Annotated in this window: 26 protein-coding genes, 1 tRNA gene and 1 pseudogene; 15 read left to right on the top strand and 13 right to left on the bottom strand. The window is 48.9% G+C overall.

All coding sequences use genetic code 11. The features are described from left to right. Window positions 1-28 precede the first annotated feature (28 nt). Together JOY44_RS12095 and JOY44_RS12090 are read right to left on the bottom strand one after the other, a co-directional pair. Window positions 29-223, bottom strand: coding sequence for a heavy-metal-associated domain-containing protein (locus JOY44_RS12095; RefSeq protein ID WP_171575943.1), 195 nt, complete (start codon window positions 221-223; stop codon window positions 29-31). Window positions 224-318: 95 nt separating this feature from the next. Next, window positions 319-795, bottom strand: a complete 477-nt coding sequence (locus JOY44_RS12090) for a heavy metal-responsive transcriptional regulator (RefSeq protein ID WP_171574008.1) — start codon at window positions 793-795, stop codon at window positions 319-321. A gap of 325 nt (window positions 796-1,120) precedes the next feature. On the opposite strand from JOY44_RS12090, the gene JOY44_RS12085 reads away from it, so the two are divergent. From JOY44_RS12085 to JOY44_RS12060, 6 genes are all read left to right on the top strand, one after another. After that, window positions 1,121-1,975, top strand: coding sequence for a pentapeptide repeat-containing protein (locus tag JOY44_RS12085; RefSeq protein ID WP_171574007.1), 855 nt, complete (start codon window positions 1,121-1,123; stop codon window positions 1,973-1,975). 64 nt (window positions 1,976-2,039) lie between these two features. Further along, a complete protein-coding gene (locus JOY44_RS12080) occupies window positions 2,040-3,161 on the top strand; it encodes a sensor histidine kinase (protein ID WP_171574006.1) in 1,122 nt (373 codons plus the stop codon). Between the two features lie 215 nt (window positions 3,162-3,376). Next, a complete protein-coding gene (locus JOY44_RS12075) occupies window positions 3,377-3,739 on the top strand; it encodes a PAS domain S-box protein (protein ID WP_171574005.1) in 363 nt (120 codons plus the stop codon). Window positions 3,740-3,756: 17 nt separating this feature from the next. Further along, window positions 3,757-5,424 carry a sensor histidine kinase gene (locus tag JOY44_RS12070; RefSeq protein ID WP_171574004.1) on the top strand — a complete coding sequence of 556 codons (1,668 nt, stop codon included), beginning with the start codon at window positions 3,757-3,759 and terminating at the stop codon, window positions 5,422-5,424. Window positions 5,425-5,695: 271 nt separating this feature from the next. Beyond that, a complete protein-coding gene (locus tag JOY44_RS12065; RefSeq protein ID WP_171574003.1) occupies window positions 5,696-6,385 on the top strand; it encodes a DUF305 domain-containing protein in 690 nt (229 codons plus the stop codon). Window positions 6,386-6,755: 370 nt separating this feature from the next. Then, entirely contained in the window at window positions 6,756-7,487 is a 732-nt protein-coding gene (locus tag JOY44_RS12060; RefSeq protein ID WP_171574002.1) for a class I SAM-dependent methyltransferase, read from the top strand. Here the strand turns inward: JOY44_RS12060 and JOY44_RS12055 are convergent. After that, window positions 7,408-7,641, bottom strand: a pseudogene (locus JOY44_RS12055) (IS630 family transposase); the annotation flags it as partial. The gene JOY44_RS12060 and the pseudogene JOY44_RS12055 overlap by 80 nt on opposite strands. 68 nt (window positions 7,642-7,709) lie before the next feature. Between JOY44_RS12055 and JOY44_RS12050 the strand changes: the two are divergent. After that, complete coding sequence (locus tag JOY44_RS12050; protein WP_171573305.1) at window positions 7,710-8,219, top strand: helix-turn-helix domain-containing protein; 510 nt, start codon at window positions 7,710-7,712, stop codon at window positions 8,217-8,219. Beyond that, window positions 8,213-8,782 carry an IS630 family transposase gene (locus JOY44_RS12045; RefSeq protein ID WP_171572047.1) on the top strand — a complete coding sequence of 190 codons (570 nt, stop codon included), beginning with the start codon at window positions 8,213-8,215 and terminating at the stop codon, window positions 8,780-8,782. Before JOY44_RS12050 ends, JOY44_RS12045 begins: the two co-directional genes overlap by 7 nt. Here the strand turns inward: JOY44_RS12045 and JOY44_RS12040 are convergent. Then, window positions 8,779-9,630: an IS630 family transposase gene (locus JOY44_RS12040; RefSeq protein WP_171574001.1), complete on the bottom strand. Its 852-nt coding sequence runs from the start codon at window positions 9,628-9,630 to the stop codon at window positions 8,779-8,781. The genes JOY44_RS12045 and JOY44_RS12040 overlap by 4 nt on opposite strands. 262 nt (window positions 9,631-9,892) lie before the next feature. Here JOY44_RS12040 and JOY44_RS12035 point away from each other — a divergent pair, with 262 nt between their 5' ends. Both JOY44_RS12035 and JOY44_RS12030 read left to right on the top strand, forming a co-directional pair. Continuing rightward, entirely contained in the window at window positions 9,893-10,135 is a 243-nt protein-coding gene (locus tag JOY44_RS12035) for a hypothetical protein (RefSeq protein ID WP_171574000.1), read from the top strand. 141 nt (window positions 10,136-10,276) lie between these two features. Further along, on the top strand, window positions 10,277-10,468 hold the full coding sequence (locus JOY44_RS12030) for a hypothetical protein (protein WP_171573999.1): 192 nt from the start codon (window positions 10,277-10,279) through the stop codon (window positions 10,466-10,468). A 133-nt stretch (window positions 10,469-10,601) separates the two neighbouring features. On the opposite strand, the gene JOY44_RS12025 is transcribed toward JOY44_RS12030, so the two are convergent. From JOY44_RS12025 to rplS, 3 genes are all read right to left on the bottom strand, one after another. Continuing rightward, complete coding sequence (locus tag JOY44_RS12025) at window positions 10,602-11,462, bottom strand: dienelactone hydrolase family protein (RefSeq protein WP_171573998.1); 861 nt, start codon at window positions 11,460-11,462, stop codon at window positions 10,602-10,604. Between the two features lie 227 nt (window positions 11,463-11,689). Then, a tRNA-Trp gene (locus tag JOY44_RS12020) sits at window positions 11,690-11,762 on the bottom strand. A 114-nt stretch (window positions 11,763-11,876) separates the two neighbouring features. Continuing rightward, window positions 11,877-12,242 carry a 50S ribosomal protein L19 gene (gene rplS, locus JOY44_RS12015; RefSeq protein ID WP_171573997.1) on the bottom strand — a complete coding sequence of 122 codons (366 nt, stop codon included), beginning with the start codon at window positions 12,240-12,242 and terminating at the stop codon, window positions 11,877-11,879. A 139-nt stretch (window positions 12,243-12,381) separates the two neighbouring features. On the opposite strand from rplS, the gene JOY44_RS32825 reads away from it, so the two are divergent. Together JOY44_RS32825 and JOY44_RS12005 are read left to right on the top strand one after the other, a co-directional pair. Then, on the top strand, window positions 12,382-12,729 hold the full coding sequence (locus JOY44_RS32825) for an S-layer homology domain-containing protein (protein WP_171573996.1): 348 nt from the start codon (window positions 12,382-12,384) through the stop codon (window positions 12,727-12,729). 121 nt (window positions 12,730-12,850) lie between these two features. Next, the gene (locus JOY44_RS12005) at window positions 12,851-14,170 is read left to right on the top strand and encodes a four-carbon acid sugar kinase family protein (RefSeq protein ID WP_171573995.1); all 1,320 of its coding nucleotides are present in this window, start codon (window positions 12,851-12,853) and stop codon (window positions 14,168-14,170) included. Between the two features lie 105 nt (window positions 14,171-14,275). Here the strand turns inward: JOY44_RS12005 and ribH are convergent, their stop codons facing one another. Together ribH and psbZ are read right to left on the bottom strand one after the other, a co-directional pair. Beyond that, window positions 14,276-14,857: a 6,7-dimethyl-8-ribityllumazine synthase gene (gene ribH / locus JOY44_RS12000; RefSeq protein ID WP_171573994.1), complete on the bottom strand. Its 582-nt coding sequence runs from the start codon at window positions 14,855-14,857 to the stop codon at window positions 14,276-14,278. Between the two features lie 122 nt (window positions 14,858-14,979). Continuing rightward, window positions 14,980-15,168, bottom strand: coding sequence for a photosystem II reaction center protein PsbZ (gene psbZ / locus JOY44_RS11995; protein ID WP_171573993.1), 189 nt, complete (start codon window positions 15,166-15,168; stop codon window positions 14,980-14,982). Window positions 15,169-15,382: 214 nt separating this feature from the next. On the opposite strand from psbZ, the gene JOY44_RS11990 reads away from it, so the two are divergent. Next, window positions 15,383-17,098 carry a hypothetical protein gene (locus JOY44_RS11990; RefSeq protein ID WP_171573992.1) on the top strand — a complete coding sequence of 572 codons (1,716 nt, stop codon included), beginning with the start codon at window positions 15,383-15,385 and terminating at the stop codon, window positions 17,096-17,098. Between the two features lie 47 nt (window positions 17,099-17,145). Here JOY44_RS11990 and JOY44_RS11985 read toward each other — a convergent pair whose 3' ends face one another. Next, the gene (locus tag JOY44_RS11985) at window positions 17,146-18,252 is read right to left on the bottom strand and encodes a sensor histidine kinase (protein WP_245404921.1); all 1,107 of its coding nucleotides are present in this window, start codon (window positions 18,250-18,252) and stop codon (window positions 17,146-17,148) included. A gap of 4 nt (window positions 18,253-18,256) precedes the next feature. Continuing rightward, window positions 18,257-18,961, bottom strand: coding sequence for a response regulator transcription factor (locus JOY44_RS11980; RefSeq protein WP_171573991.1), 705 nt, complete (start codon window positions 18,959-18,961; stop codon window positions 18,257-18,259). Window positions 18,962-19,188: 227 nt separating this feature from the next. Between JOY44_RS11980 and JOY44_RS11975 the strand changes: the two genes are divergently transcribed. Next, entirely contained in the window at window positions 19,189-20,985 is a 1,797-nt protein-coding gene (locus JOY44_RS11975; protein WP_171573990.1) for a hypothetical protein, read from the top strand. 149 nt (window positions 20,986-21,134) lie between these two features. Continuing rightward, window positions 21,135-22,490, top strand: a complete 1,356-nt coding sequence (locus tag JOY44_RS11970) for a homoserine dehydrogenase (protein WP_197985224.1) — start codon at window positions 21,135-21,137, stop codon at window positions 22,488-22,490. 1 nt (window position 22,491) lies between these two features. Here the strand turns inward: JOY44_RS11970 and JOY44_RS11965 are convergent, their stop codons facing one another. Beyond that, window positions 22,492-23,211: a hypothetical protein gene (locus tag JOY44_RS11965; RefSeq protein ID WP_171573989.1), complete on the bottom strand. Its 720-nt coding sequence runs from the start codon at window positions 23,209-23,211 to the stop codon at window positions 22,492-22,494. Window positions 23,212-23,347: 136 nt separating this feature from the next. Then, window positions 23,348-23,587 (bottom strand): hypothetical protein, encoded by a 240-nt coding sequence (locus JOY44_RS11960; RefSeq protein ID WP_171573988.1) that lies wholly within the window; start codon window positions 23,585-23,587, stop codon window positions 23,348-23,350. Window positions 23,588-23,635 lie beyond the last annotated feature (48 nt).

Below are 23,635 nucleotides of genomic sequence, written 5' to 3'. Positions count from 1 at the left end.
GATGCTCTGATGATTTGGCAGAAGCTGATTAACCTACTGTGTAACCTGCGGCGGCGATCGCTTGCTTGATAGCCGTTTCTGATTGTTGAGTTTCGATTTTGACTTGCTTTGTTTTCGGATCTGCTTCAACGGTTGCGGTTGCGTCGATCGCGGTTATCGCATTCGTAATGGTGGTCACACAAGCAGAACAAGCCAGATTGGGAACCTTGAATTCGAGCGTCATGATGTCAATCCTTAAATCACTACCTCTATCTTGGAGTCTCCAGTTCACTAGAGAGTCAAGCCCTTGCTCAACAGTTCCGCAGAAAGCATCTTGACTCACACCGTAATCTCTTCTCGTTCACAGAAATGGAAGCGCTCAGCCATTGCTTCAGTTTGCAAATTTGGACAAATAGTTTGGTCTGCAACGTCTTCTGATGAGTAATCGTGCCAGCCTGACAACAACCCTTGCAGTTCAGAGCGCAACAATTGTAATGATTCAATCTGCTTAGTAATTTGTTGAACTTTCTTCTGGAGATTTTGCTTGACCTCATCGCAAGGCAGTTGTCCCTGGTCATGCACCATCAGAAGGTCTTGAATCTCTCGCAGGCTCAGACCCAACGCCTGCGATCGCTTAATAAACGCCAGCCGACCTAACACCGTTGGCTCAAATAATCGGTAGTTCGTTTCTGAACGGTGAACCGTTGGCGTGAGCAACCCAATCTCTTCGTAGTAGCGAATCGTTTTGATGGGGAGATCGCTACTGGTTGACACTTCGCCAATTTTCAAGAAGTTCTTTGTATCGGTGATAGTCATTTTCTCCACCTTGCCTCTTACCACTTCAAGGACTTGCCACTTTCATTGTGGAGTCTCTAGTTCACTGGAGGGTCAAGAGAACAGTGGACTAGAGGCATGTTTAAAGTATGCTCAGACTCTCAACATCCCCTGTATTAGCGATAAACACAACTCTCCAAGGGTTTAGCGGCATAAATAATTTAGCGGCAATGGCTCTGAACCAGTCAAAGGTGCGATAGCGGTTTGATTAAACTTTGTATCAAATTAGACCGATTTTTTGCTACCGAGAGTGATTAAGGGCACATTAAGTCTGGATTTGGTTTTCGGCTAATTCGGGGGGCGGAAAATGTACGACTATGAACTTTTGCAAGAATACCTGGAAGGTCAACGAGATTTCAGGGGTGTTGATCTCTCTCACATCAGCCTACTGGGAGCGAACCTGGCAGACATCATTTTGGAGGGTGCTAATCTCACTGGAGCGAGTTTGCCCTCAGCCTATCTGGCTGCGGCTAACTTTTCTAGAGTCAATTTAACAGAGACTAATCTCCATCAGGCATTTTTGAGCAGAGCCAACCTGAGCTTCGCCAAACTCAACCACGCCAATCTGAGCGATGCCGATTTAACGAAAGCAAACCTAAAGGGAGCCTCACTCGTGCGGGCAAACCTCAGTGGTGCAAAGCTGAGTGGCGCAAACCTAACTGGAGTGAACCTACGTGAAGCTAATTTGCAGGCAGTGAATTTTTGCGGAGCAGACTTACGGGGGATTAATCTGCGGTCAGCCAATCTGATGGACGCAAATTTGAGTTGGGCAAACCTGAGTGGTGCCCGCTTAAGTGGAGCCAAGCTGCACGGAGCGATCTTAACCGGGGCGAAACTGAACGAAGCTTACTTGAACGGTGTGGATTTACATGAGACTGATCTCAGTGGCATTAACCTGAGTGAAGCAAAGCTGAATGGTGCTAATTTGCAAGCGGCAAACCTCACAGCCGCAAACCTGAATGCCGCCCATTTACGGTCAGCCATTCTGTCATGGGCAATACTGCGGGCAGCCGATCTGAGTGATGCTGATTTGCGCGGTGCTAGCCTGAAGCACACGAACCTGGAGCGATCGCTGTATACGGAAGATACCCAATTTCCGCGCGGCTTTGACCTGCTCGCACACGGTGCCTACCTTGCCACCGATGACACAATGGCAGCTTGAGATCACCGCTGCCCCAATTCGCTCAAACATAAACTAAACAAATTTTTAGATCGAGGCATAGAACATGGTGCCAATGGACATAACGACCTGCCTGCTGATGACTGAAGGACAGCAGGAATGCTGGCAAGCGCTTTGCCATGATCTCACGGCCAGACTGACCACCGCTGAAATTGAACTGCAAAATGCTCATGCCGACTACCAACAGGTCGAGGCTGCACGCCAACAGCTTGAGGAAAAACTAGAGGAAACGCAAGCTCAGCAACAGGCTTTAATCGATGCCTCTGCGGCGCAAACGCGACAGTTTAGCGAAACCCTCAAACAACTGCGGCAAAATCAGGCTCAGATTGTGCAGGCTGAGAAGATGTCCAGCTTGGGGCAACTCGTCGCAGGCGTAGCCCATGAAATTAACAACCCCGTTAACTTTATCTATGGCAATCTCTCCCACGCTGGCGATTATATTCAAGATCTGACCACCCTGTTAGCACTGTATCAAAACCACTATCCTCAGCCCGTTGCGGCGATTCAGGCAAAAGCAGAGGCAATTGATCTCGACTTTCTCATAGAAGATTTGCCCAAGCTTTTAACCTCTATGAAAGTAGGGGCTGAACGCATTCAGAAGATTGTGCTGTCTCTGCGTAGCTTTTCGCGCATGGACGAGGCTGAGGTAAAGGAAGTCAACATCCACGAAGGCATCGATAGTACGCTGATGATTTTGCAAAACCGACTGAAGGCAAAGCCGGATCGCCCCAAGATCGCGGTCGTCAAAAACTACAGTGAATTGCCTGAGGTGGAGTGTTATGCCGGACAGCTAAATCAGGTGTTTATGAATTTGTTGGCAAATGCGATCGATGCACTGGAGGAGAGCATTGAAGCAACCCAAAATCCGGCACCGAAAATCACCATTTGTACGGAAGTTTTAAACTCCGATCGCATCCGCATTCGCATTGCTGATAATGGTCCGGGTATTCCAGAGCCAGTGCAGCAAAAGTTATTTGACCCCTTTTTTACCACGAAACCTGTGGGCAGAGGCACGGGTCTAGGTTTGTCAATTAGTTACCAGATTATCACTGAGAGACATGCTGGTAATTTGAAATGTGTTTCCTCACCAGAGCAGGGAGCAGAGTTTGTGCTGGAGATTCCAGTGCGATCGCGACAAAAATCGATCGCAGTGTCTCCAACCAAATGACCCATCTCCGTCCAGCCGGATTCTACGTTCGTTTCAACAACATTCGCCTTGAGCACCGTTGCCATAGCGTGACACCAGGCACTACCAATCGATTAAGTTCGTCTAAGAAATAAATTTGTGTTTTGAAAGTCAGTCAAAATAAAACTACTCTTTAATTCTATTTATCTAATGGTCAACACTATTTTGAGACTCAACAAAACCTTACGGAAACGACCATGAAAACCATTGACGAGATTAGGAGCGAAACGGCACTTCCTGCTGTCATTACGAACCAGTTTGGGTTCATCATTTATATCAATGCCTCCTTTGAAGTCACTTTTGGTTGGTCAGCCCAAGACATCATTGGACAGCCCTTAGCAGTCCTGATTCCCATGCTGTATCACGATTCCCATAATCTCGGCTTTTCTCGTTTTGCCATGACGGAACGTCCTACGGTGCTCAATCATCCACTTGAGTTGATGGCTGTTACGAAAGATGGACAAGAAATCCTTTCTGAACATTTCATCACCGCAGAGCATAAAGACGGACAGTGGTTCTTTGGCGCGCTTCTCCGGCCCCTTGCCCCTTGCCCAGCCTGAGCGCCTAAGGAGCAGCCATGACAGATAATTTAATTGGCCTCATCCATGAGCTTCAGGCAACGTTAGGCAAAATGGAGGTTGCTCTGGGTGCGATTAGTGAAGCGATCGTCTGGACTGGAGAAGATGGCAGAATTCAATGGTCGAATGCCACCTTTGACCAACTGATAGAGCGGCAACGGTTTGACGTGCTGGGAGCCAACCTCCTCGACCTTCTGCCGTTGCATCAACAGGGACAGGCAGTTTCTTTAGAACAGCATCCCCTGAATCAAGCCTTAACTGGGCAAGCCAATCAGACCAATATCTATGAATTCAACCAGGCGACTCAGCGCTTTTTGCTCGATATTTCCTCAACGCAAATTGAATTCAAGGGACAACAAATCAGCGCAGTGCTGGTGATTCGAGATGTGACGGCGCGTCATCAACTGGAGCAGCGCCGAGCCATCCAATTTTCTGTGACACGCACGTTAGCGCAAGCAGTCACATTAGAGGAAGCAATTCCGAGGATTCTGCAAGCCATTTGTCAGGGAGATGGCTGGGAGTTAGGAAACCTTTGGCAGCCCGATCCTCAGTCTCAATCTTTGCGCTGGCAGATGAGCTGGCATCATCCGGCTGTCGATTACCCAAATTTTGATGCGCTGAGTCGGACAACCTTACTGGCGCTTGGCGAAGGTCTACCAGGGCGAGTGTGGTTAACCAAGCAGCCTGCCTGGATTCCGAATATTATGCTGGATGCTAACTTTCCGCGGGCCGTTATTGCCATCCAGGAACATCTGCAAACAGCCATTGCCTTTCCCATTTTGAACCAGGGCGAAGCAGTCGGCATTATGGAATTTTTTAGTCCGACGTCGCGCCAGCCGGATGATGACTTCCTGCTAGTGATGCTGGATATTGGCAGTCAAATCAGTCAATTCTGGCAGCGGAAACAGGCAGAGATGCAGATTCAGCAGCAGTTACACGAGTTAGAAAAACTGAATCAGGTTAAGGACGAATTCTTAAGCACCGTTTCGCATGAACTCCGGACACCGATCGCGAATATGCGAATGGCAATCGAACTGCTCAAAACAAGCTCTACGCTGGAGCGCCGCGAACACTATCTAGAAATCCTGCGATCGCAGTGCCTTCGGGAAGCATCCTTAATTAACGACTTGCTGGATCTCCAACGCTTGGATGCCATGTCCTACAGCCCTGTGCATCAAACGATTGTTTTGCGAGACTGGGTGTTTCAGGTGATTGAACCCTTTCGATCTCGCGTGCAAACCCATCAACAACAGCTTCAGATTGAGTTGCCAACCTCAGACTTGTCAATCACAATCGACTGTACAGGATTGGAACGGATCATTGTCGAGCTACTAAATAACGCCTGTAAATACACACCGAAAGGAGGCGAAATCAGTTTAGACATTTGGTCGCTCAAGGAGGCAACAGCGTTAGCCACGACGGTTGTTTTAGTCGTTAGTAATCAAGCGACAATTCCTGCAATGGATTTGCCTCACATTTTTGAAAAGTTTTATCGAGCAACTCAAACAGATATTTGGAAGCAGGGAGGCACAGGCTTGGGTTTGGCGTTAGTGCAAAAATTGGTGGAGCAGATGCACGGCACGATTGGCGTTGAGAGTAGTCACGATAAAACAATTTTTACCGTTCAACTGCCCACTATGCGAGGTTTGGATGTCGTCGTACCTTGAAAATATTGCCTTATCTCTCTCGTGTCACTCTAGCTAAAGTAAACCTGTATAAAAAGCTGTAACCTTTTCATAGTTGGCTTTTCGGCATATACGCTTCATTGACCCAGGCTCTGAAGTGCCGGAAATAAGCTGTAAATACCAAGACTTCTACTGAATAGTGATGTTGTCATTTGGCATTGATTTATTCTTCAATTGACTCTCCAGTTAGCTGGAGCATTCAGAATAGTAGCGTTATCCTCTTCCATTCTTTATCTTCAGCCACGATAAACGTATGTCACGCAAATTCTTCGCAAAAACAGGTTTTTTGGCTCTTGTGCTAGGGGCGATCGCGACCAGTAATCTGATAAACGCCTGCTCAACTTCGGCTCAAAACCAAGTCTCACCAAATCCCTCTGCAACCAACGCTGGATCGATGCAGGGCATGGATCACAGCAAGATGGGCGGTATGAACCACGGCATGGATCTGGGACCTGCTAATGCCGAGTTTGACTTGCGCTTTATTGATGGCATGACTCCTTATCATCAGGGTGCGATCGTGATGGCACAGGAAGCGCTCCAGAAATCAAAGCGCCCAGAAATCAAAAAACTAGCAACTGGTATCCTTCAGGCTCAAGACAAAGAAATTACCCAGATGAAACAGTGGCGAAAAGCCTGGTATCCCAACATGGGCGCTACCCCAATGGCATGGCATACAGAAATGGGACACTCCATGTCGATGTCCGAAGAACAAAAGAAAAGCATGATGATGAGCATGGATTTAGGGAAGGCTGATGACCAGTTTGATCTACGCTTTCTCAACGCTATGATTCCGCATCATGAGGGTGCAGTAGTGATGGGGCAGGATGCCTCAAGTAAATCGAAGCGTCCTGAAAGTCAGAAGTTAGCTCAAGAAATCATTGCCTCTCAAACTGCTGAAATCAAGCAAATGCAGCAGTGGAAACAAGCCTGGTATAAGCAGTAGGTTCCGAGAGTTCATATCGTGTTGTCGATTTACATCTGTGGTTGGTTGGAATCACATCACGTAGCTGCAACGATTTCACTGGTGACCCATTATCCAAAAGCACCCGACAATTACAAAGTCTTGAGGTTTAAGGTCGCACCTCTGGCTCACGTTGTTGTGGGGGTCAATCCCTGTCAGGGAAAGCCCTGCACAGATGTCTTACCTGCAAACATCAAGCGTTCTTGAAGCTTCTAACCCGCCATGAGAACCACTTTGATTAGAGATTGTCTACATTGATGGAATTATCTGATGCCGTGTTAAGTTCAGCCCAATCAATTGGAGGAGCCATCTATGCGGGGCATATTCATTTTTATCGATTTGAGAAAACGACATGGTTGAATTTGTCGTTCAACAACAATATGACCAGCTTGCCAAAATCTATGATCAGCGTTGGAAAACATACATTGAAAATACGCTGAATTTTACAAAACAGTGGGCAAATATTCCTCCAGAAGCAACCGTTTTAGATATAGCTTGTGGAACAGGTGAGTTTGAGCGATTGCTGTTGCAAGATAACCCAAATCAGCACATGTTAGGGGTTGATATTTCAACAGAAATGCTAGCGATCGCTCGTCAAAAGCTGCATCACTGCTCTTCTGTTAGGTTTGAACAAGGAAGCGCGACGGAACTTCCCTCAGCCAATGAACAGTTTGATATCGTAGTTTGTGCAAGTTCTTTTCATTATTTTGATCAACCGGTAGATGCACTAGCGGAGATGAAACGAGTGATCAAGCCCGGTGGAAAAGTAGTGATCCTAGATTGGTGCAAAGACTATCTCCTATGTCGTTTATATGATGCCGTCTTGAAGTTAACGGATCCAGGCTACAGACAGTGTTATACGCAGTCAGAATTTCATAGTTTTTTCTCTACTGCTCAACTGACTATTCAGGCTGCAACCAAGATTCGATTTGGATTAGCGTGGGAATTCATGATTGTTACTGCTACTAATACGGAATTGCGGAAGGCAGTACTTTTTGACCAGATTAAATTGCTTGAATCCAATCAAAGCCCACTTTGCCTTGAACTATCACAGGATGCTGCATCAACCATTGGCACCGCTTGACTAAGACATCCTCTAAAGCATCAAGATTGTCAAACACTTGATTAGCGATTGCTTCGCGCAGCAAAGACCAGACACATTCAGTGGGTTGCAGTTGGGGGGTATAGGGCAATAGCGGGTAGAAGAAAATGCCGGGGGGCACCTGAAGTTTTTGGCTCATACCAATTTAAATTGAGTAAGCGGCAAATGGACTAGACTGAGCGGAGTTGTTTGGAGAGTCTAGTCATGGCAGGTGTAACGTCAATAGACGTGAAAGAAAGTTTGGATGACTTAGCTCAACAGTTGCGGCAAGCCGAAACGCCAAGCGCTAAAGAACGATTGCAAGTGCTCTACTGGTTGAAACAAGAGAATGCGCCGAGCATTAGTGCGATTGCCAAAGCGGTCGGGAAACATCGAAACACGGTGCAAAGCTGGCTATTGATGTATCGCACTGGAGGAGTGGGGGCGATGCTAGAAATCAAGAAATCGCCGGGGGGAGTGCGAGTGATACCCCAATGGGCAGAGGATGCTTTGGCAAAGCGGTTACGACAGAGACACGGCTTTCAAAGTTATGGAGCAGTACAACAGTGGTTGGCAGAAACCTTGGGAGTAGAAGCGGAGTATCACGCGGTCTACCAAATGACCCGCTATCGGCTCAAAGCCAAGCTAAAGGTTGCTCGTCCTCAAAATTGCCAGCAGGATAGTGAACAGCGATCTGCTTTTAAGCAAACCTCAAGGGCGACCTCAGCTTGCTGAGTCAGTATGCTCGCCACCGGGGGCAGGATGAACGTCCCATTCGCTATTTTGCTCAGGATGAGAGTCGTTTTGGACTGCATACTCTGATGGGACGATTGATCACGGCGTGTGGCATCAAACCGATTGGGCAGTGGCAGTGGTTGTTCAAAGCGTTCTGGCTCTACGGGGCGGTTGAACCTGCCACGGGAGAGTCCTTTTTTCTGCAATTTTCTCATGTTGATACCGAGTGTTATCAACGATTCTTGAATGAATTTTCCAACGCTTATCCGGATAGTCTGAACGTCTTGCAAGTGGATAACGGGCGGTTTCACAAGGGTAAAGCGTTGGTGGTGCCAGAGAACATCATCTTGTTATTCCAACCGCCTTACTGCCCTGAGCTAAATCCTATTGAGAGGTTGTGGGAACATCTCAAGGCAAGTTTGAAGTGGGCTGCGTTCAAAACGCTCGACCAACTACAAGTCAAAATCGATCAACTCCTGGCTGAGTTAACACCACAAGTAATTGCTTCTCTCACAGGTTATTCCTTTATCCTGGATGCCCTATCTGCCTTGAATACTGTTTAAATTGGTATCATATGCCACGCGGCCTGATCAACCAATAGAATGATCAACTGCTGACGATGGGGATTGACCTGAGCCGCAAATAGCTCTAACGCCATCTGCATCATGGAGACATTGGCACGGGGCAATAAAAGGAAGTAGCTCGCTCCAGTGGCAGGATGGACAAAACCATAGGTGTAGACCCATTGATAGCGGCGAGAATGATGCGCTGATGGGCGTTCTCCTATGGGTGCCCAAACCCGCCTGACAATGGGTTGCAAGCCTAATCGAGCTTCGTCTTCCGCCCAAATTACAATCTCCCGATTGGGAAACAACGAGCGCAACCACGCCACATGACCTGCTAATCCTGCTTTGAACTCTGCTTGCTGCTCAAGGGTTGCGCTTTGATGATGCACCGGACGCGGCACCTGCAAGCTCAACCCCAAACGTCGTAGATACTTCCAGGCTGTTGAGGGGTGTAAGCAAATGCCAAAGTAGGTTTCGATATACTCCCCAACTTTCGGTCCACTCCAGAGTCCGCCATCATCCGGGGCACTCTGTAAGCGTTGCCGCAATAGCCGTTGCTGTTCATCACTTAAAGCCAACCGATTGCCCCCAGGGTTCAAGCGTTGCCGATTGACTAGTCCGACCGCACCCTCGGCGTTGTAGCGACGGGCAATTTTCCGCACTCCACTACAACTGAGTCCACAAATCTCAGCGGTTTGTTCGATGCTCATCGGAGTCTTTGGATGACTGAGCAATCGAATCACCAACCAACGGTTTTTCTCGCCAGCATCTTGGCACTGAACATACCGCTGAGTTAGATCTGCGTAGTCTAGATGAGGGCTAATTTGAGTGCGGGGTCGAGGCATGGACAGAGTACCTTTTTCATCTTGCTAAATGATACTCCCCTACTCAATTCCGTATAAAGCCTAAATCCCATGCTGAGTTCCATCATTCAACGGGCGATCACCCGACGCTGGTTGATGACTTTCAACGCATCATCCTGACTATTTGGATTGTTCGCACCATTAGTCAAATGCCGTCTTGATTTCATCATTTGCCTTAATCTGAAGATGAGGCTGTTCTAAAAACCAGTTTCCAGTCTGTTTGATGATTCAACTAGGAGTAAAGATGAACAAATTGCCCGGAATTAAAGTTGCGGCTGGCGCGATCGCCCTACTTTCCATCTCAATGGTCATAGTGGACAGCGCTTTTGCTCAAGACAATCAAAAACCAGTTGCTCAAACTCAGAAACCTGCGCCTCAAACGGAGCAAATGAGTGGCTGTTGCTGCAAGAAAATGATGGAAAAGAAGACGGGTGATAGCCAGACCTCTATGCCAGGAATGAACCATTCTGCTCCAGCAGGGAAATAATAAATCCTTGTAATTTCCAAGTGTTGAGGGTTGGAATGTATAGACATGCGACTCTATCAAGAGTCGCTGTATGAGCTAAGTTGTTGAGTATACGATCAAGATTGTCAATTGTCTGTTGCCTGAAATAACGGGTATTGAGCTATGTCAACAATTGCGCTCATAGAATACTTACTGCCCATGTTGATGTTGACAGCAAGAGATCGAATTGAAAATGCAGTAAGTAGATTGAATGCTGATGCCTGCGATCGCATCATCTCTCCAGTTTTTCCTGAATTGCAACTCACTGTTGACCAGTTTTTACAGCTAGATAGCGAGATTGATAGCGAAGAGTGAGTGCGATCGCCTTGATCGGGACTTTGTAGATCTCCAAAAAAAGGGGGAGGGTTGATTTTAGATGCGCAAGCGATCAAGGTGTGGGCTAAAAATTAAATGAGGAGAAGCTCGACCTAATTTTCGTTCCTAACGCTTAAGCCACGCCATACTGCTTGAACCAAGCTTGCAAGCGTTTCCAACCGTCATCTGCGGGTTGCTGACGGTAGCTGGGGCGATAGTCTGCAAAGAACGCATGGGGAGCTTCCGGGTAAACAACAATCTGAGACGGCGCAGAAACCTCTTTAAATGCCGATTGCATCTGCTCTACCGTAGAGACGGGAATGCCCGTATCTTGACCACCATAAAGTCCAAGGACAGGGGCTTTGATCAAAGACGCTAGATCAAGCGGGTACTGAGGCTGAAGCGGAGTGCGATCGCCCACCAAGCGCCCATACCAGGCAACTCCTGCTTTCACTTGCGGATTGTGAGCCGTGTAAAGCCAGGTAATGCGTCCACCCCAGCAAAATCCAGTAATGCCTAAACGAGCGGTATCGCCTTTGCTCATCTGCTTTGCCCAGGTCACCGTAGCATCGAGATCGGATAGCACCTGAGTATCTGGAACTTTGGCAACGATTGGGCGAATCTGATCAACGCTGCTGAGTTTGGAAACATCACCCTGGCGAATAAACAGTTCAGGGGCGATCGCGAGATAACCCAGTTTGGCAAAGCGGCGGCAAACATCCTGTAGATGTTCATGCACGCCAAAAATTTCTTGAATCACCAAAACGATGGGAAAGGAACTGCCTTTGGCAGGCATGGCTCGATAAGCAGGAATAGTTCCACTTGCCACCGGAATTTGCACTGCTCCGGCAATCAATCCCTCAGTACTAGTCTGAATCGTTTTAGCCAGAATAGGCTGAACCGCAAGAGCAAAACCAGATGTGAGAGTGGCTGTAACAAGTTGTCTGCGAGTTAAGGGCAACTTGAGCCGGGAAAACAATGAACGATCACTCATAGTTGTTGAAGCATGAAAAAGTTTGGAGTACCACCAAATTGTAGAAGACCGCAAAACTTTGGTGTTGAATCAATCGTTTTATCCATAACAAAACCTTGCTTAAATCCTGACTAGATTTGGAGAATCATTTAGGCGCACCCAAGCACAATCAGGTACACCCATGAATCTCAACAAAGCCGAAGATTCTCCACTGCAGAGTTTTAAGCTTCAATTGCCTAATCTAAAAGCGCGCCCTTGAGGACTTGAACCCCAGACATCAGGTTTTGGAGACCTGCGTTCTACCAACTGAACTAAGAGCGCAAAAGCAAAAGTGTATAAATACACTATTAACATGTCTAGCTTAGCATCGAAAAATCAGCTTTCAGTCACTCGTTCTAAATGAAGACTAAGGGCTGAAAGCTAATTGCAAAACGTTTACAAAGCTCTGTCAAACCGCTGTTTCAGGCGAGTTGCCTTACCAATACGATCGCGTAGGTAGTAAAGTTTGGCACGACGAGCCTTACCGCGACGTAAAACTTTGATGCTTTCAATCTGGGGAGAATGGATTAAGAAAACCCGCTCTACTCCGATCCCTTGAAAGATCTTACGAACGGTAAGATTTTGGTTGATGCCAGATCCCCGTTTAGCGATGACAACACCTTCATAGGGCTGAGTGCGCTCTTTGCCACCTTCTTGAATAATCACACCGACTTTAACGGTATCGCCAACATAAATGATTGGCAGATCCGATTTCATTTGTTCCGCTTCAATCGAGCGGATAATTTCTTGGGCGTGCAGCATAAGTCTGGCTGATCAAAAACTCACAGTCTTAAACTGTACCTTAGGATGTGGCTGAACGTCTAGAGGCTTGAAGATTGATTTCAAGTAATTCTGTGTTTCGCTACGCTATAGTCATCGAAATAGAAACCGTGAAGTAACAATGCAGATTCTTGGGGTTACTTGTACAGTGGTTGCGATCGCCACGACCACTATTTTCTCTCTTCCCTCAACTGCAATAGCGCAGTCTGGCTCCGTTTCCAGCGATCTCCCATCTCAACTGGACTGTTTAATTGGCTATCCAGATCGGACTTTTCGCGGCGATCAGGCGTTGACCCGCTACGAGTTTGCCGCTGGCATGGCAGCCTGCTTAAACAAATTGAATCAGCAGGTTGATCTGCTCAAAATCAATGCCTCGCCTCAATCCGAGTTCACAAGCATTTTGCAGAAACAGCAAGACTTAACTCAAGAAATCCAGCGGCTCAACGAACGCCTCAACAATCTCCGCTGATCCATTTACTAAGAGTTTGTGAGACAAGATCGCAGCAAAAGTTGTATCACTCAAAGAAAAAGAGCACCCGGCTGGTTCGATAATGGTCATAGCAACCCAACTTCAGCCGCTTTAACAAAAAATGACCCGCCCCAAGATTATTGTTTTAGATGATGACCCTACAGGTTCCCAAACGGTGCATAGCTGCCTGCTGTTGATGCAGTGGGATGTGGAAACGCTGGGCCTTGGATTAAGAGACAAAGCCCCAATATTTTTTGTGCTGACGAACACGCGATCGCTGACTCCTGAGAAAGCGGCTGCCGTTACCCAGGAAGTCTGCCAAAACTTGAAGCAAGCGATCGCGCTGGAAAACATCAAAGATTTTTTGGTAGTTAGCCGCTCAGACTCCACACTGCGAGGACATTATCCACTTGAAACCGATGTCATCGCTTCAGAACTGGGTGCTTTCGATGCTCACTTTCTAATTCCAGCCTTTTTTGAAGGAGGACGCTTCACCCGCGATAGCGTTCATTTTTTGCAGATGAATGGCGTAGAGACTCCTGTTCACGAAACCGAGTTTGCCCACGATTCTGTATTCAGCTACAGCCACAGTTACCTTCCTGACTACGTAGCAGAAAAGACCGAAGGACGTATTCAAGCCGATCAGGTGGAGCGCTTTCTATTAACAGAAATTCATCAGGGCGTATCGGATCGGTTGCTAAATCTGCACGATAACCAGTGCTGTGTGGTGGATGCAGAGACGCAAGCGGATTTGAATCGATTTGCAGATGACATTTTTGCGGCGGCGGCTCAAGGAAAACGTTTTTTGTTTCGGAGTGCTGCCAGTTTGCTGACGGCGCTGGCGGCGTTGCCGCCCCAAGCGATCGCCCCTGAAGCGATGGTGCAATATGTGCGTAACGGCAAACCCGGTGCAGTGATTGTGGGTTCTCACGTTCAAAAAACGACCGAACAACTCCAGCAGTTACTAGAACAGCCCGGAATTGTTGGGATAGAGGTGGAAGTAGGGCAGCTGTTGGCACCGGATAGAGCAGCGGCGCGATCGCAACTTCTAGCCGAAATTTTGAGCAAGACAAACGAGATTTATGCAGATGGCAAAACCTCAGTGGTCTATACCAGTCGGGAAGAACTCACCTTTGACGATCCCCAAACCCGATTAGATTTTGGCGAGGCGGTTTCTGGATTGCTAATGGATGTGGTGCGAAACTTGCCAAATGAGATTGGTTTCTTAATTAGCAAAGGCGGCATCACTTCTAACGACACTCTGAGCACCGGGCTAGACCTTAGAACGGCGTGGCTGTTGGGTCAGGTGCTACCCGGTGTTTCCATGGTGCGAACTGCCGCCGACCATGCTCAGTTTCCTAACTTGCCCATCGTGCTGTTTCCAGGAAACGTGGGCGATGCTACGGCTCTAGCTACAGCCTATCAACGCTTAGCAAAATAAATCATCGACCTAGCGGAGTGTCACCCCATAATTGAGAGGTAAAGGAACGAAGCATCTATTTCTTTGCCGCTTCATCTCTCACCTCTCGGATTAATCGACAGGTCACTAGCCCACGGTTGGCTCAGGAGAAGCACTTTTCAGGGCATTGCCTGGTAGAGTTACCGCTGTGCCCGCTGTTAAATGATTAGTGCCATTATCTTTGGATGGCACGCTTTTCATCTGTTTCATCAGGCTTGCCATTTCTAAAGCGCTCATGGCATAGTTCCAGCCCAAATTGCTCTTGATGCCTGCTCTTTCTAGCGCCTGCTGAAGGGTATCCGTGGTCAACACTCCAAATACTACGGGAACACCAGTTTGAAACCCTACGGCTGCGATCCCTTTGGAGACTTCTGCTGCCACATAGTCAAAGTGAGGCGTTTGTCCCCGGATAATGGCTCCCAAGCAAATGATGGCATCATAGCGATCGCTGAGGGCTAGCTGTCGTGCTACAAGCGGCACTTCAAAGCTGCCCGGAACCCAGGCATAATCTACTTGCGGTCCTTGGGGATCAACATTCACGCCATGCCGTTTGAGGCAATCTTGACAGCCCTCCAGCAGTTTAGTGGTGACTAGATCGTTAAAGCGACCGATGACGATCGCAAAACGAAGAGAATCTGTTTGAGTAAATGTTCCTTCAAAAACTGCCATCGCTGCTCCGGCATAAAAAACCCGTGATCCTCATTATTATAAGGCTCACGGGTTTTGAATATTTTTATCAAAGGTCGTCTTATTAAGGGTCAAGCTCTCAAACAAACGCGATCGCGCTTTGTTTAAATAACCAGGTAGTTAAGAATGCCAACCACAATCACCAAGACTGCCCAAACGCCCGATCCCAAAAAGATCACCCGTCTAGATTGATCCCAGTTTTGGGGAGTTGCTAAGGCAACAGGTGTACCAATAATCATCACAAAAGACAAGAGAACCAATGCTGCCAGTGCAAGCTGAAAAATGATTGTCATGGTTGCGGCTCCGATACGGCAATAAACAGGCAAGTAGGGTTAATCACTAACCTATCAAAAAAATGACCCAGAATATCAGATGAATCGGTATCCGGTGTGAGTCGGGTAGCAGGTGCCGGAATAATGAGAGGTTAAAACCGGATATTTTAGTTCTTAGTTGGTTCCGGTTATTACTTTTCCAATCTACGCTTTAACTCTTTCTGCTCCAGCTTACATGTCTAACTCTGACCCACTCTCTCAGCCTGAAATTGCTCACAGCTCGATGTCTGCGCCTGATCCCACCGTTCGTTCTGAAACCACGATCGCTGAGGCACAGGAAATTCTGTCGCACTCTGAGCTGTCTGATCTAGTCATCCTGGATCAATCAGGCGATCGCGTGGGATCGATCTCTCGCCGCGATTTGGAGATCGCGGCTCACTATGGCTTTAGTCATGCGGCCGTTACGGGACACATGACAGTTCAGTATGCAGTCGGTGAAATCGCGCCAGCGCTACCGAGTCTGTTCGCGGCACGAAGCGAGGGGCATCACTACGCGGGTGACCCGCATTTTCTCTCTTTCCTGCAATCGCGCTTGGATTCGGCTCTGTGTCAACTATTGACGGTTGCTGCAAATCAGGCAAAGGAGCGGGGGTGGCAGCTTTTTTTGGTGGGCGGGGCCGTGCGAGATTTACTGCTTAATTCACAGAACAATTTTGACAATCTGTTGATTGAAGATATTGATTTGGTAGTGGATGGCGTTGATCAGCCTGCTGATGCAGGTGCAGGAGTGGAATTGGCGCGATCGCTCCAAGCTCAATATCCGCAGGCACGATTGGAGATTCATCACAAGTTTCAAACGGCGGCGCTGCTGTGGCAAGATGATCTAGTTTTCAAATGTTTGGGTGTGGATATTGCCACTGCCCGCACGGAGGTTTATCCCTATCCGGCAGCTAATCCTGTAGTAGAAGCGGGTTCTATCCAGCAAGATCTATATCGACGTGATTTCACAATTAATGCGCTGGCAATTTGCTTGACTCAGTCGAGAGGCGAAAATTTGCTAGATTTTTTTTGGGGTACGTTAGATTTGCAAACCAAGCAAGTTCGGGTGCTTCATGCCAACAGTTTCATTGAAGACCCAACCCGCATCTATCGAGCCGTTCGTTTTGCCATACGACTGGGCTTTACAATCGAACCCCAAACGGAGCAGTTGATTCGCTACGCGATCGCCAGTGGCATCTTTCAGAACGTTCGAGATCCTGCCAATCCCCATTTTCGCCATACCACCCCTGCGCTGCAAACTCGCCTAAGATCAGAACTGAAATATGTTTTGCAAGCTCCTTATTGGTTACCCGCCCTGCATCGTCTAGCCGACTTGGGTGCGCTGACTTGCATTCATCCCAGCCTGAAAGCTGATGTTAGCCTGTGGCGACAACTGCGGCGAGGGCAAGCCGCTGGAAGAATATGGAATCTCAATCCTTTACCTGTGTGGCTTTTTCGGCTAGAAATTCTTTTAGCTCACTTGCCGCCTGAGCATCGAGGAGAGCGTGTGGCGGGACTTCAGCTTCCAGTGGAAACGAGCGATCGCCTACAAAGTTTGGCGGCGACTGAAGTGAATATCTCAATCGCAGTATCCAACTGTTCGCTGCCCAGTCAAATTGTGAAAGTGCTAAAGGATTATGATTTGCCGATGCTGATGCTCGTGGCAATTCGTAGCGTAGGCGGGGACTTCCGAAGAACTCGCGCCCTGAGGAAAATGATTTGGTGCTATTTAAGTGACTGGGCGTTGGTCAAACCGCCGTTAAATGGCAAGGCGCTAAAAGCACTAGGTTACAAACCCGGCAGTCAGTTTAAGTCAATTTTAGAGGCACTCACCAATGCCACGTTAGATGGAGAAATTTGCGATCGCGCCGAGGCAGAAGCGTTTTTGCAACAGAACTTTCCCCATCAATAAAATGGAGTACGAAAAAAGCAAATGTTAATCGCTACTCGTCGATCTTTTTACGCGATCGGTAGTGAGAATCGGAAGATGCTGCCTTTGCCGAGTTGACTGGTTGCTTCAATCGTGCCACTTTGCAGTTCAACTAGCCGTTTTGAGATGGCTAGCCCAATACCGCTGCCGCCAGAAGCGCGATCGCGAGATCGATCTGCCCGCCAAAATCGCTCAAACACATGAGTTAAATCATCTTCTGCAATGCCCAATCCTGTATCTTCCACCGCCACCCAAACCTTTTTTGCCTCGCTCCAGGCACGCACCGTAATAAACCCTTCCTGCGTATATCGCAAAGCATTTCCCAGCAAATTCACCAGGATTTGCTCTACCCGCTCTGGGTCGGCTTTGACAAAGAGAAGTTGATCGGAGCAATCCAGCGTCAGCGTGGGACCCTCATCGAGCAGTTGATCAGAAAATTTTTCGACCATCGCCATGAGGAGTGGGCGGAGATTTAGCCTTTCAGTTTGAATGGGTAAGTATCCGGCTTCTGCTTGAGACAGTTCTTGCAGGGCGTTGACTAAGCGGCGCAATCGCGCAGTTTCCTTGGCAAGACGCTGATACATATCCACCGTGGGGTCGATCGTGCCATCTGCCAGACCTTCCAAGTAGCCTTCCAATACCGTGAGCGGCGTGCGCAGTTCGTGGGTGAGGTCGCCCACCAAGTCTCGACGGCGCTGCTCTACGCCCTCTAGATTTGCCGCCATCTGGTTAAAGCTGAGTGCTAAACGGCTCAACTCAGGAATTTCGCTGTCGGGCAGGCGTTCTTCCAATTTACCAGCGGCGATTTTCTGGGTCACTTGCTCCATTTGAATCAGCGGCTGTGTGATGCGTTTGGCAACCAGATAGCTCAATCCTCCAGCTGACGAAGCTCCCACGAGTACCGACCAAAAGGCTCCTTTGCTCCAGGCGGCTTCAAAGCCATTTACTAATTTTTGCCGCACTCGCACCAGGTTAACTCCGCCGCCAATTTGCATATTCTCCAGTTGCACTATAAATAAGCGCGGAGAATAGAGCTTACCCACTGCAACTAGGGTGCTTAAGCCCACAATCATGACGACAAGATGGGACAAAAATAAACGCGATCGCAGTCCGAGTTTAGCCATCGGTTTAGCCATAGATTTAGGACGCACCATCTTCAAATTTATAGCCAACACCAATCACCGTTTTGACAAAGGTGGGATTTGCCGGATCGGGTTCAATCTTTTTTCGGAGACGGGCGATGTGCGTATCCACCACGCGCTCATCCCCAAAAAAGTCGCTGCCCCACAGCTTATCAATCAATTGAGTGCGGTTCCACACGCGCCCCGGATAGCTCATGAAGGTAGACAGCAAATCAAATTCCAGAGTGGTCAAATCCAATGGTTCTAAACCACCTTCTAAGCTGCGCTGTGCCGATCTCTGATCCACATCCACCATAAAATGCGAAGTTCGATAAGACTCCGTTTGTCCGCCTTGGCGCAAGGTTCGCCGCAGCAACGCCCGCACTCGTGCCACTAACTCCTTAGGGCTAAAGGGCTTGACCATATAATCATCAGCCCCAGTGGATAAGCCAATAATGCGATCGAGTTCTTCCCCGCGCGCCGTCAACATCAAAATGTACGGGTCTTTTGTGCCCGGTTTTTGGCGAATACGGGCGCATACTTCTAACCCATCTAACCCTGGAATCATCAAGTCTAGAATGATCAAGTCTGGCTTTTGCTCTTGAAACACTTGCAGCGCATTCATTCCATCTCGACAAACGCGACAGCTAAATCCCTCTTTTTCTAAATAAAGCTGGATTAATTGGGCAATTTCAGGCTCGTCTTCAACAATTAGAATTTCCATAAAAGTGGATGCGGGGTGCGAAAGTATGGGGTGTAAAGTTTTGAGTTCTAGTTTTGAGTTCTAAATTTTCGTCATCTTGGCTTCTGGTTTCTGACTTCTGCCCCTTAGCCACTGCATTACATTTTGCCGTGAATAGATAACGATTCTGTGACGGGTCTGTTAACAAGCAGTGACTAGAACGGATTAGGCGATTACGATAGAAACCACTGATTTAGTTAGAGTGTTTCATGAACGCTGTGGCACAGCAAGATAGGTTGAAGCAAATAGCGCAGAAACTGCAAGAGCAGTTACAGCCGCGATCGCCGTCGATTCCATTACAAGTTCAATGTGCGCTGAAGGATAGCTTAATGGTGCTGGTGCAGCATCCGCCGGGGAATGCCCCCAGTCCACAGCAAGTGTTTGAAACGCTGGAGCGCTCCATTTTAGAGTTGCCGAATGAGTTGACTGCGCCCATCGTCGAGGCACAGGGGGCCAAGGTCAAGTTGTTTTTGCGGGTCTTGGGGCAACCAAAGCCCTATGCCCACCATACGATTGAGCTAGTACCCGCGCTATTTCAATTTGACCCAGAGGCGCTCTTTAGATCATCCGAATCTGCAACAACCTCATTTGCAACTACCCCTGTGGTGGACGAAGCCCCAGTTGCGGCTGAGCCGGAATCGACCGCAGAGAGCTCTGATGAGTCGGGCAGACTGGCGGTGTATAAGGAAGAATTTGCCCTAGAAGATAGCAGGCCTTTACCTGACTACGATGCGAGGGAAACACAGGGGTTAAAGCCCCGACGGTTAACCCTGCCTCCCTGGTTTTGGTTGAGCGCTGGGGGGGTAGTAACGGCGGTGTTAGTGGGCAGCAGCGTGTTTGCGCTGACTCGCCCCTGTGTGGTTGGAGGTTGCCCATCGTTGCAACAAGCTCAAACGTTGGTTCAGCGATCGGCTCAAACGGTTCGCTCAGGCGGATCGTTTCAGCAGTCTACAGCAGACTTATTGGAAGCCCAGCGATTGGCTGGCGCAATTCCGCCCTGGTCTAGCTATTACGGGGAAGCTCAAGCGTTTAAGCAACGCTTAAGTCAAGTATTGGCGGCAGAAACGAAAGCAGCGTCGGCAACGCAGAAGGCAGAAGCGGCGGCTCAGCCGATCGCAGAGTGGCAAACAACTCAAACGCTGTGGAAAGACGCGATCGCCCAGATGGCAACCGTTCCCAAAGATAGCCCACTATTTGGTTTTGCCCAGGAACGATTGATTGCTTATCGGGCGAACCTACTGTTTGCCGATCAGCGAATTAAAGCGGAACAAGATGCCCAGCAGCGATTAAACACCGCCAAAAAAACCGCAGGGCTGGCAGAAGCTCGACAAAACACGGCTCAGCAACTACCGGAGTGGCAGTTGGCGCAATCTACCTGGCAGGTGGCGATCAACAACTTGACCCAAGTTCCCAAGGGCACCACGAGCCAAGCTGAAGCGCAGCAGTTAATGGAAGGGTATACTCAAAAGCTGCGAGCAGTGAGCGATCGCGCAACTAAAGAACAGCAAGCCGCCAAAGTCTACGCCCAAGCCCAGAGCGCCGCCCAACGTGCCAAAGCCTTGCAGCAGCAAAATCAGTGGGCGCAAGCCGTCACCGCATGGCAAGCAGCCTTAGCAGCCGCCAAACAAATTCCCGATGGCACCTCATTAGTAGACCAAGCACAAACCTTGGCGGCAACCTATACCGGATCGCTGAAGCAGGCTGAAAGTGTAGCGCGTGTCCGCTCAGACTTGGAGAGAATTTGCACCGCAGAAGGCAAAATTTGCGATTACACCATTACCAATGCCGTAATTGATGTACGCTTTAGCCCCAGCTACGAGCGCCGGGTTCGCACGTTAGGTGGACTCAGCAGCTTTGCAGGCGATGCTGAAACCCTATATAAAATCGATAGCCATCTTGCGTCACTGCGAACGGCTCTGCAAACCGTATGCACAAACTCTGGGGTGCCGATGGCGGTTTACAACTCGGACAATCAGCAGATCGGCTCTTTGATACCGGGGGGATAATCCACCTCGGAAGTTTTGAAAAGGCTGTCACTGCAATAGATTCCACAATATTCTCCGCAAAAATAGTAGATTCGTTCGGTCGTTTTTTGTCCTGACGTTCACCTGAGGATGGGAAGGACGTGGAGCTTTCCATCTACCAGCTAAAATTGATGAGAGAAGCGATTCAGGATAAGCCGACCGTGGGATTCAAAATTGGTTTGTTGGGGTTGGGAACAGTGGGGACGGGAACGGCGCAAATTCTGCTTGATCCAGCGCAGCGTCATCCATTAGTGCAAGAGTTGGAACTCTATCGAGTGGGAGTGAGATCGCTCGATAAGTCGCGCCCTGTGGATTTGCCAGCCGATCGCTTCACCACGGATCTGGAAAGTATCGTTACCGATCCGGCGGTGGATATTGTGGTGGAAGTGATTGGTGGATTAGAGCCTGCGCGATCGCTCATGCTGACCGCGATTGCCCACGGAAAGCATGTGGTGACGGCGAACAAAGCCGCGATCGCCCGGTTTGGCGATGAAATTTTTACTGCGGCGACAAAAGCGGGAGTCTATGTATTGCTGGAAGCAGCGGTAGGCGGTGGCATTCCCGTGATTGAGCCACTCAAACAATCCCTCTGCGCCAACCGCATCCATACGGTCATGGGCATTGTTAACGGCACCACAAACTACATCCTGACGCGGATGCAAACCGAAGGCGGTGACTTTGCCGATATTTTGGCAGATGCTCAGCAATTGGGCTATGCCGAAGCTGACCCCACCGCCGATGTGGATGGATTGGATGCCGCAGATAAAATCGCCATTTTGGCATCCTTGGCGTTTGGCGGACGGATCAAATTACCAGAAGTGCATTGTGAAGGCATTCGCCAAGTGAGCGCCGCGGATATTGCCTATGCCGACAAGCTAGGATTTGTGATTAAACTGCTGGCAGTCGCCAAACGCAATCCTCAAGTCGCCACCGATCCTGAACAACTACAAGTGCGAGTGCATCCGACGCTGATCCCCAAAGTTCATCCGCTTGCCAGCGTTAATCAGGTGAACAACGCGATTTTGGTTGAAGGTGACCCGATTGGGCAGGTGATGTTTTTTGGTCCGGGTGCGGGTGCCGGTCCTACCGCCAGCGCAGTCGTGTCAGATATTTTGAATATCGCGGCAATTTTGAAAGTGGGTCGTGGTAGCCAAATGCCACTGGATGGCAAGGCGTTGCTTGATCCGCTGCTAGCCTGTTCACATCAACACTATTGCGCGATCGCCCCGATGGATGAGTTAACCACCCGGTTCTATGCTCGGTTTTCCACCAACGATACTCCCGGCGTAATTGGCAAGTTGGGCACCTGCTTTGGGGATCACAACGTCAGCCTGGAATCGGTGGTGCAAACGGATGTTCGCGGCGAATCTGCCGAAATTGTTGTGGTGACCCATAATGTGCGCGAAGGCAATTTCCATCAGGCACTAACTGAAATTCGCGCCATGACATCCGTTAACAGCGTTGCTAGCGTGTTGAGAGTTTTGTAGCTCAATAGCGGGGATAGTTGGAAGGTTGATAGCTAGAATAGCCGGGGGCAAGGGCAAGGCGCGAATTGAGGGTCAGCGTTAGATCAGTGTTTGGCTTTAGCGCAATGGAATCAGTCGTAGGTTTTTGTCCCAGGAGCAAGCCACCTGCGGCACCTAATCCGGCACCCAGCAACACTTTGCCCACCGTGACTTTGCGTCTGCCCGCGATCGCTGAAACCGCCGTAGCCCCGGCACCACCAATGCCAGCCCCCTTCAAAATTGCATTACCATTAATGCCATTGCCTTGCACATCCCTCGTAGTCACCAGCTCAGAATTGGCACTGATTGCAACGCGGCTACCATTTGGCAAAACCAGGCTATCTGCAAGGAACTGTGCTCCTCCATTGACCGGCACAAACTGACCTCTGACCTCGCTGCCTGCGGGAATGAGTAACTCACCATTGGTAGCGCGGATATTTTTAGCCACCGACAAGCTCAACAGCTTAGATTCTGTGGGGGGCACAACAAATTTATCGTTGCCCAGATAGCGGACTGGAATTCTTGCGCCCGCCGGAATGACAACACCAGGAGGCTGAGCAGAGGGGAAAAGCTGAGCAACGGTATAAGGGGCTGGATTTGCAACTGCCACAGGGGACAAGGTGAATGGCGCGATCGCCCCTGCTGTGATGCCTGCCATGACCACCCACGCTGAACCTACCTGCCATCGATTGAGTACTTGCATGATGCCCTCCTATCAAAAGTGCTGCTAGACAATTTGTAGACGATAGATGCATGGCGATAGTTCCGACCGATTTTTTTGAAACCATGGTGCCTTCAGACCGCCCGCGATAGCGGTTTGGAAACAACGCGATCGCCCTTCACGCCTCATCTGTTTGCAATGCTCCCAAAATATGAAGAAATAACCGCCACAAAAACGTTTGCTGCGCCTCGCTTAATGGTTTTGGTTGACTGTCGCCCTCTCGTAACACAATCAAGACCAGAAAGCAGAGTTCGAGCAACAGCAACAACAGACTTGCTTGAGGATTGAGCCAGGTGGCAACCCCCACTACAGCAAACTTGATTACCTTCAGCCACTTTTGCTTGTTAAATTTAGTCATTGTTGAAAGCCTCTCGTGAAATTACTACATTCACTGTCCCAGTTGGGT

It is taken from the genome of Leptolyngbya sp. Cla-17, from assembly GCF_016807185.1.
In the GTDB taxonomy this organism is placed as follows: Bacteria; Cyanobacteriota; Cyanobacteriia; order Leptolyngbyales; family Leptolyngbyaceae; genus ULC077BIN1.
The sequence above is the reverse complement of the archived record's forward strand: the minus strand, read 5'-3'. Positions and strand labels throughout refer to the sequence as shown.

Coding starts and splice junctions, on each gene's coding strand:
- JOY44_RS12095 (WP_171575943.1), bottom strand. CDS start 223: ATGACGCTCGAATTCAAGGTTCCCAATCTGGCTTGTTCTGCTTGTGTG.
- JOY44_RS12090 (WP_171574008.1), bottom strand. CDS start 795: ATGACTATCACCGATACAAAGAACTTCTTGAAAATTGGCGAAGTGTCA.
- JOY44_RS12085 (WP_171574007.1), top strand. CDS start 1,121: ATGTACGACTATGAACTTTTGCAAGAATACCTGGAAGGTCAACGAGAT.
- JOY44_RS12080 (WP_171574006.1), top strand. CDS start 2,040: ATGGTGCCAATGGACATAACGACCTGCCTGCTGATGACTGAAGGACAG.
- JOY44_RS12075 (WP_171574005.1), top strand. CDS start 3,377: ATGAAAACCATTGACGAGATTAGGAGCGAAACGGCACTTCCTGCTGTC.
- JOY44_RS12070 (WP_171574004.1), top strand. CDS start 3,757: ATGACAGATAATTTAATTGGCCTCATCCATGAGCTTCAGGCAACGTTA.
- JOY44_RS12065 (WP_171574003.1), top strand. CDS start 5,696: ATGTCACGCAAATTCTTCGCAAAAACAGGTTTTTTGGCTCTTGTGCTA.
- JOY44_RS12060 (WP_171574002.1), top strand. CDS start 6,756: ATGGTTGAATTTGTCGTTCAACAACAATATGACCAGCTTGCCAAAATC.
- JOY44_RS12050 (WP_171573305.1), top strand. CDS start 7,710: ATGGCAGGTGTAACGTCAATAGACGTGAAAGAAAGTTTGGATGACTTA.
- JOY44_RS12040 (WP_171574001.1), bottom strand. CDS start 9,630: ATGCCTCGACCCCGCACTCAAATTAGCCCTCATCTAGACTACGCAGAT.
- JOY44_RS12035 (WP_171574000.1), top strand. CDS start 9,893: ATGAACAAATTGCCCGGAATTAAAGTTGCGGCTGGCGCGATCGCCCTA.
- JOY44_RS12030 (WP_171573999.1), top strand. CDS start 10,277: ATGTCAACAATTGCGCTCATAGAATACTTACTGCCCATGTTGATGTTG.
- JOY44_RS12025 (WP_171573998.1), bottom strand. CDS start 11,462: ATGAGTGATCGTTCATTGTTTTCCCGGCTCAAGTTGCCCTTAACTCGC.
- rplS (WP_171573997.1), bottom strand. CDS start 12,242: ATGCTGCACGCCCAAGAAATTATCCGCTCGATTGAAGCGGAACAAATG.
- JOY44_RS32825 (WP_171573996.1), top strand. CDS start 12,382: ATGCAGATTCTTGGGGTTACTTGTACAGTGGTTGCGATCGCCACGACC.
- JOY44_RS12005 (WP_171573995.1), top strand. CDS start 12,851: ATGACCCGCCCCAAGATTATTGTTTTAGATGATGACCCTACAGGTTCC.
- ribH (WP_171573994.1), bottom strand. CDS start 14,857: ATGGCAGTTTTTGAAGGAACATTTACTCAAACAGATTCTCTTCGTTTT.
- psbZ (WP_171573993.1), bottom strand. CDS start 15,168: ATGACAATCATTTTTCAGCTTGCACTGGCAGCATTGGTTCTCTTGTCT.
- JOY44_RS11990 (WP_171573992.1), top strand. CDS start 15,383: ATGTCTAACTCTGACCCACTCTCTCAGCCTGAAATTGCTCACAGCTCG.
- JOY44_RS11985 (WP_245404921.1), bottom strand. CDS start 18,252: ATGGCTAAACCGATGGCTAAACTCGGACTGCGATCGCGTTTATTTTTG.
- JOY44_RS11980 (WP_171573991.1), bottom strand. CDS start 18,961: ATGGAAATTCTAATTGTTGAAGACGAGCCTGAAATTGCCCAATTAATC.
- JOY44_RS11975 (WP_171573990.1), top strand. CDS start 19,189: ATGAACGCTGTGGCACAGCAAGATAGGTTGAAGCAAATAGCGCAGAAA.
- JOY44_RS11970 (WP_197985224.1), top strand. CDS start 21,135: ATGAGAGAAGCGATTCAGGATAAGCCGACCGTGGGATTCAAAATTGGT.
- JOY44_RS11965 (WP_171573989.1), bottom strand. CDS start 23,211: ATGCAAGTACTCAATCGATGGCAGGTAGGTTCAGCGTGGGTGGTCATG.
- JOY44_RS11960 (WP_171573988.1), bottom strand. CDS start 23,587: ATGACTAAATTTAACAAGCAAAAGTGGCTGAAGGTAATCAAGTTTGCT.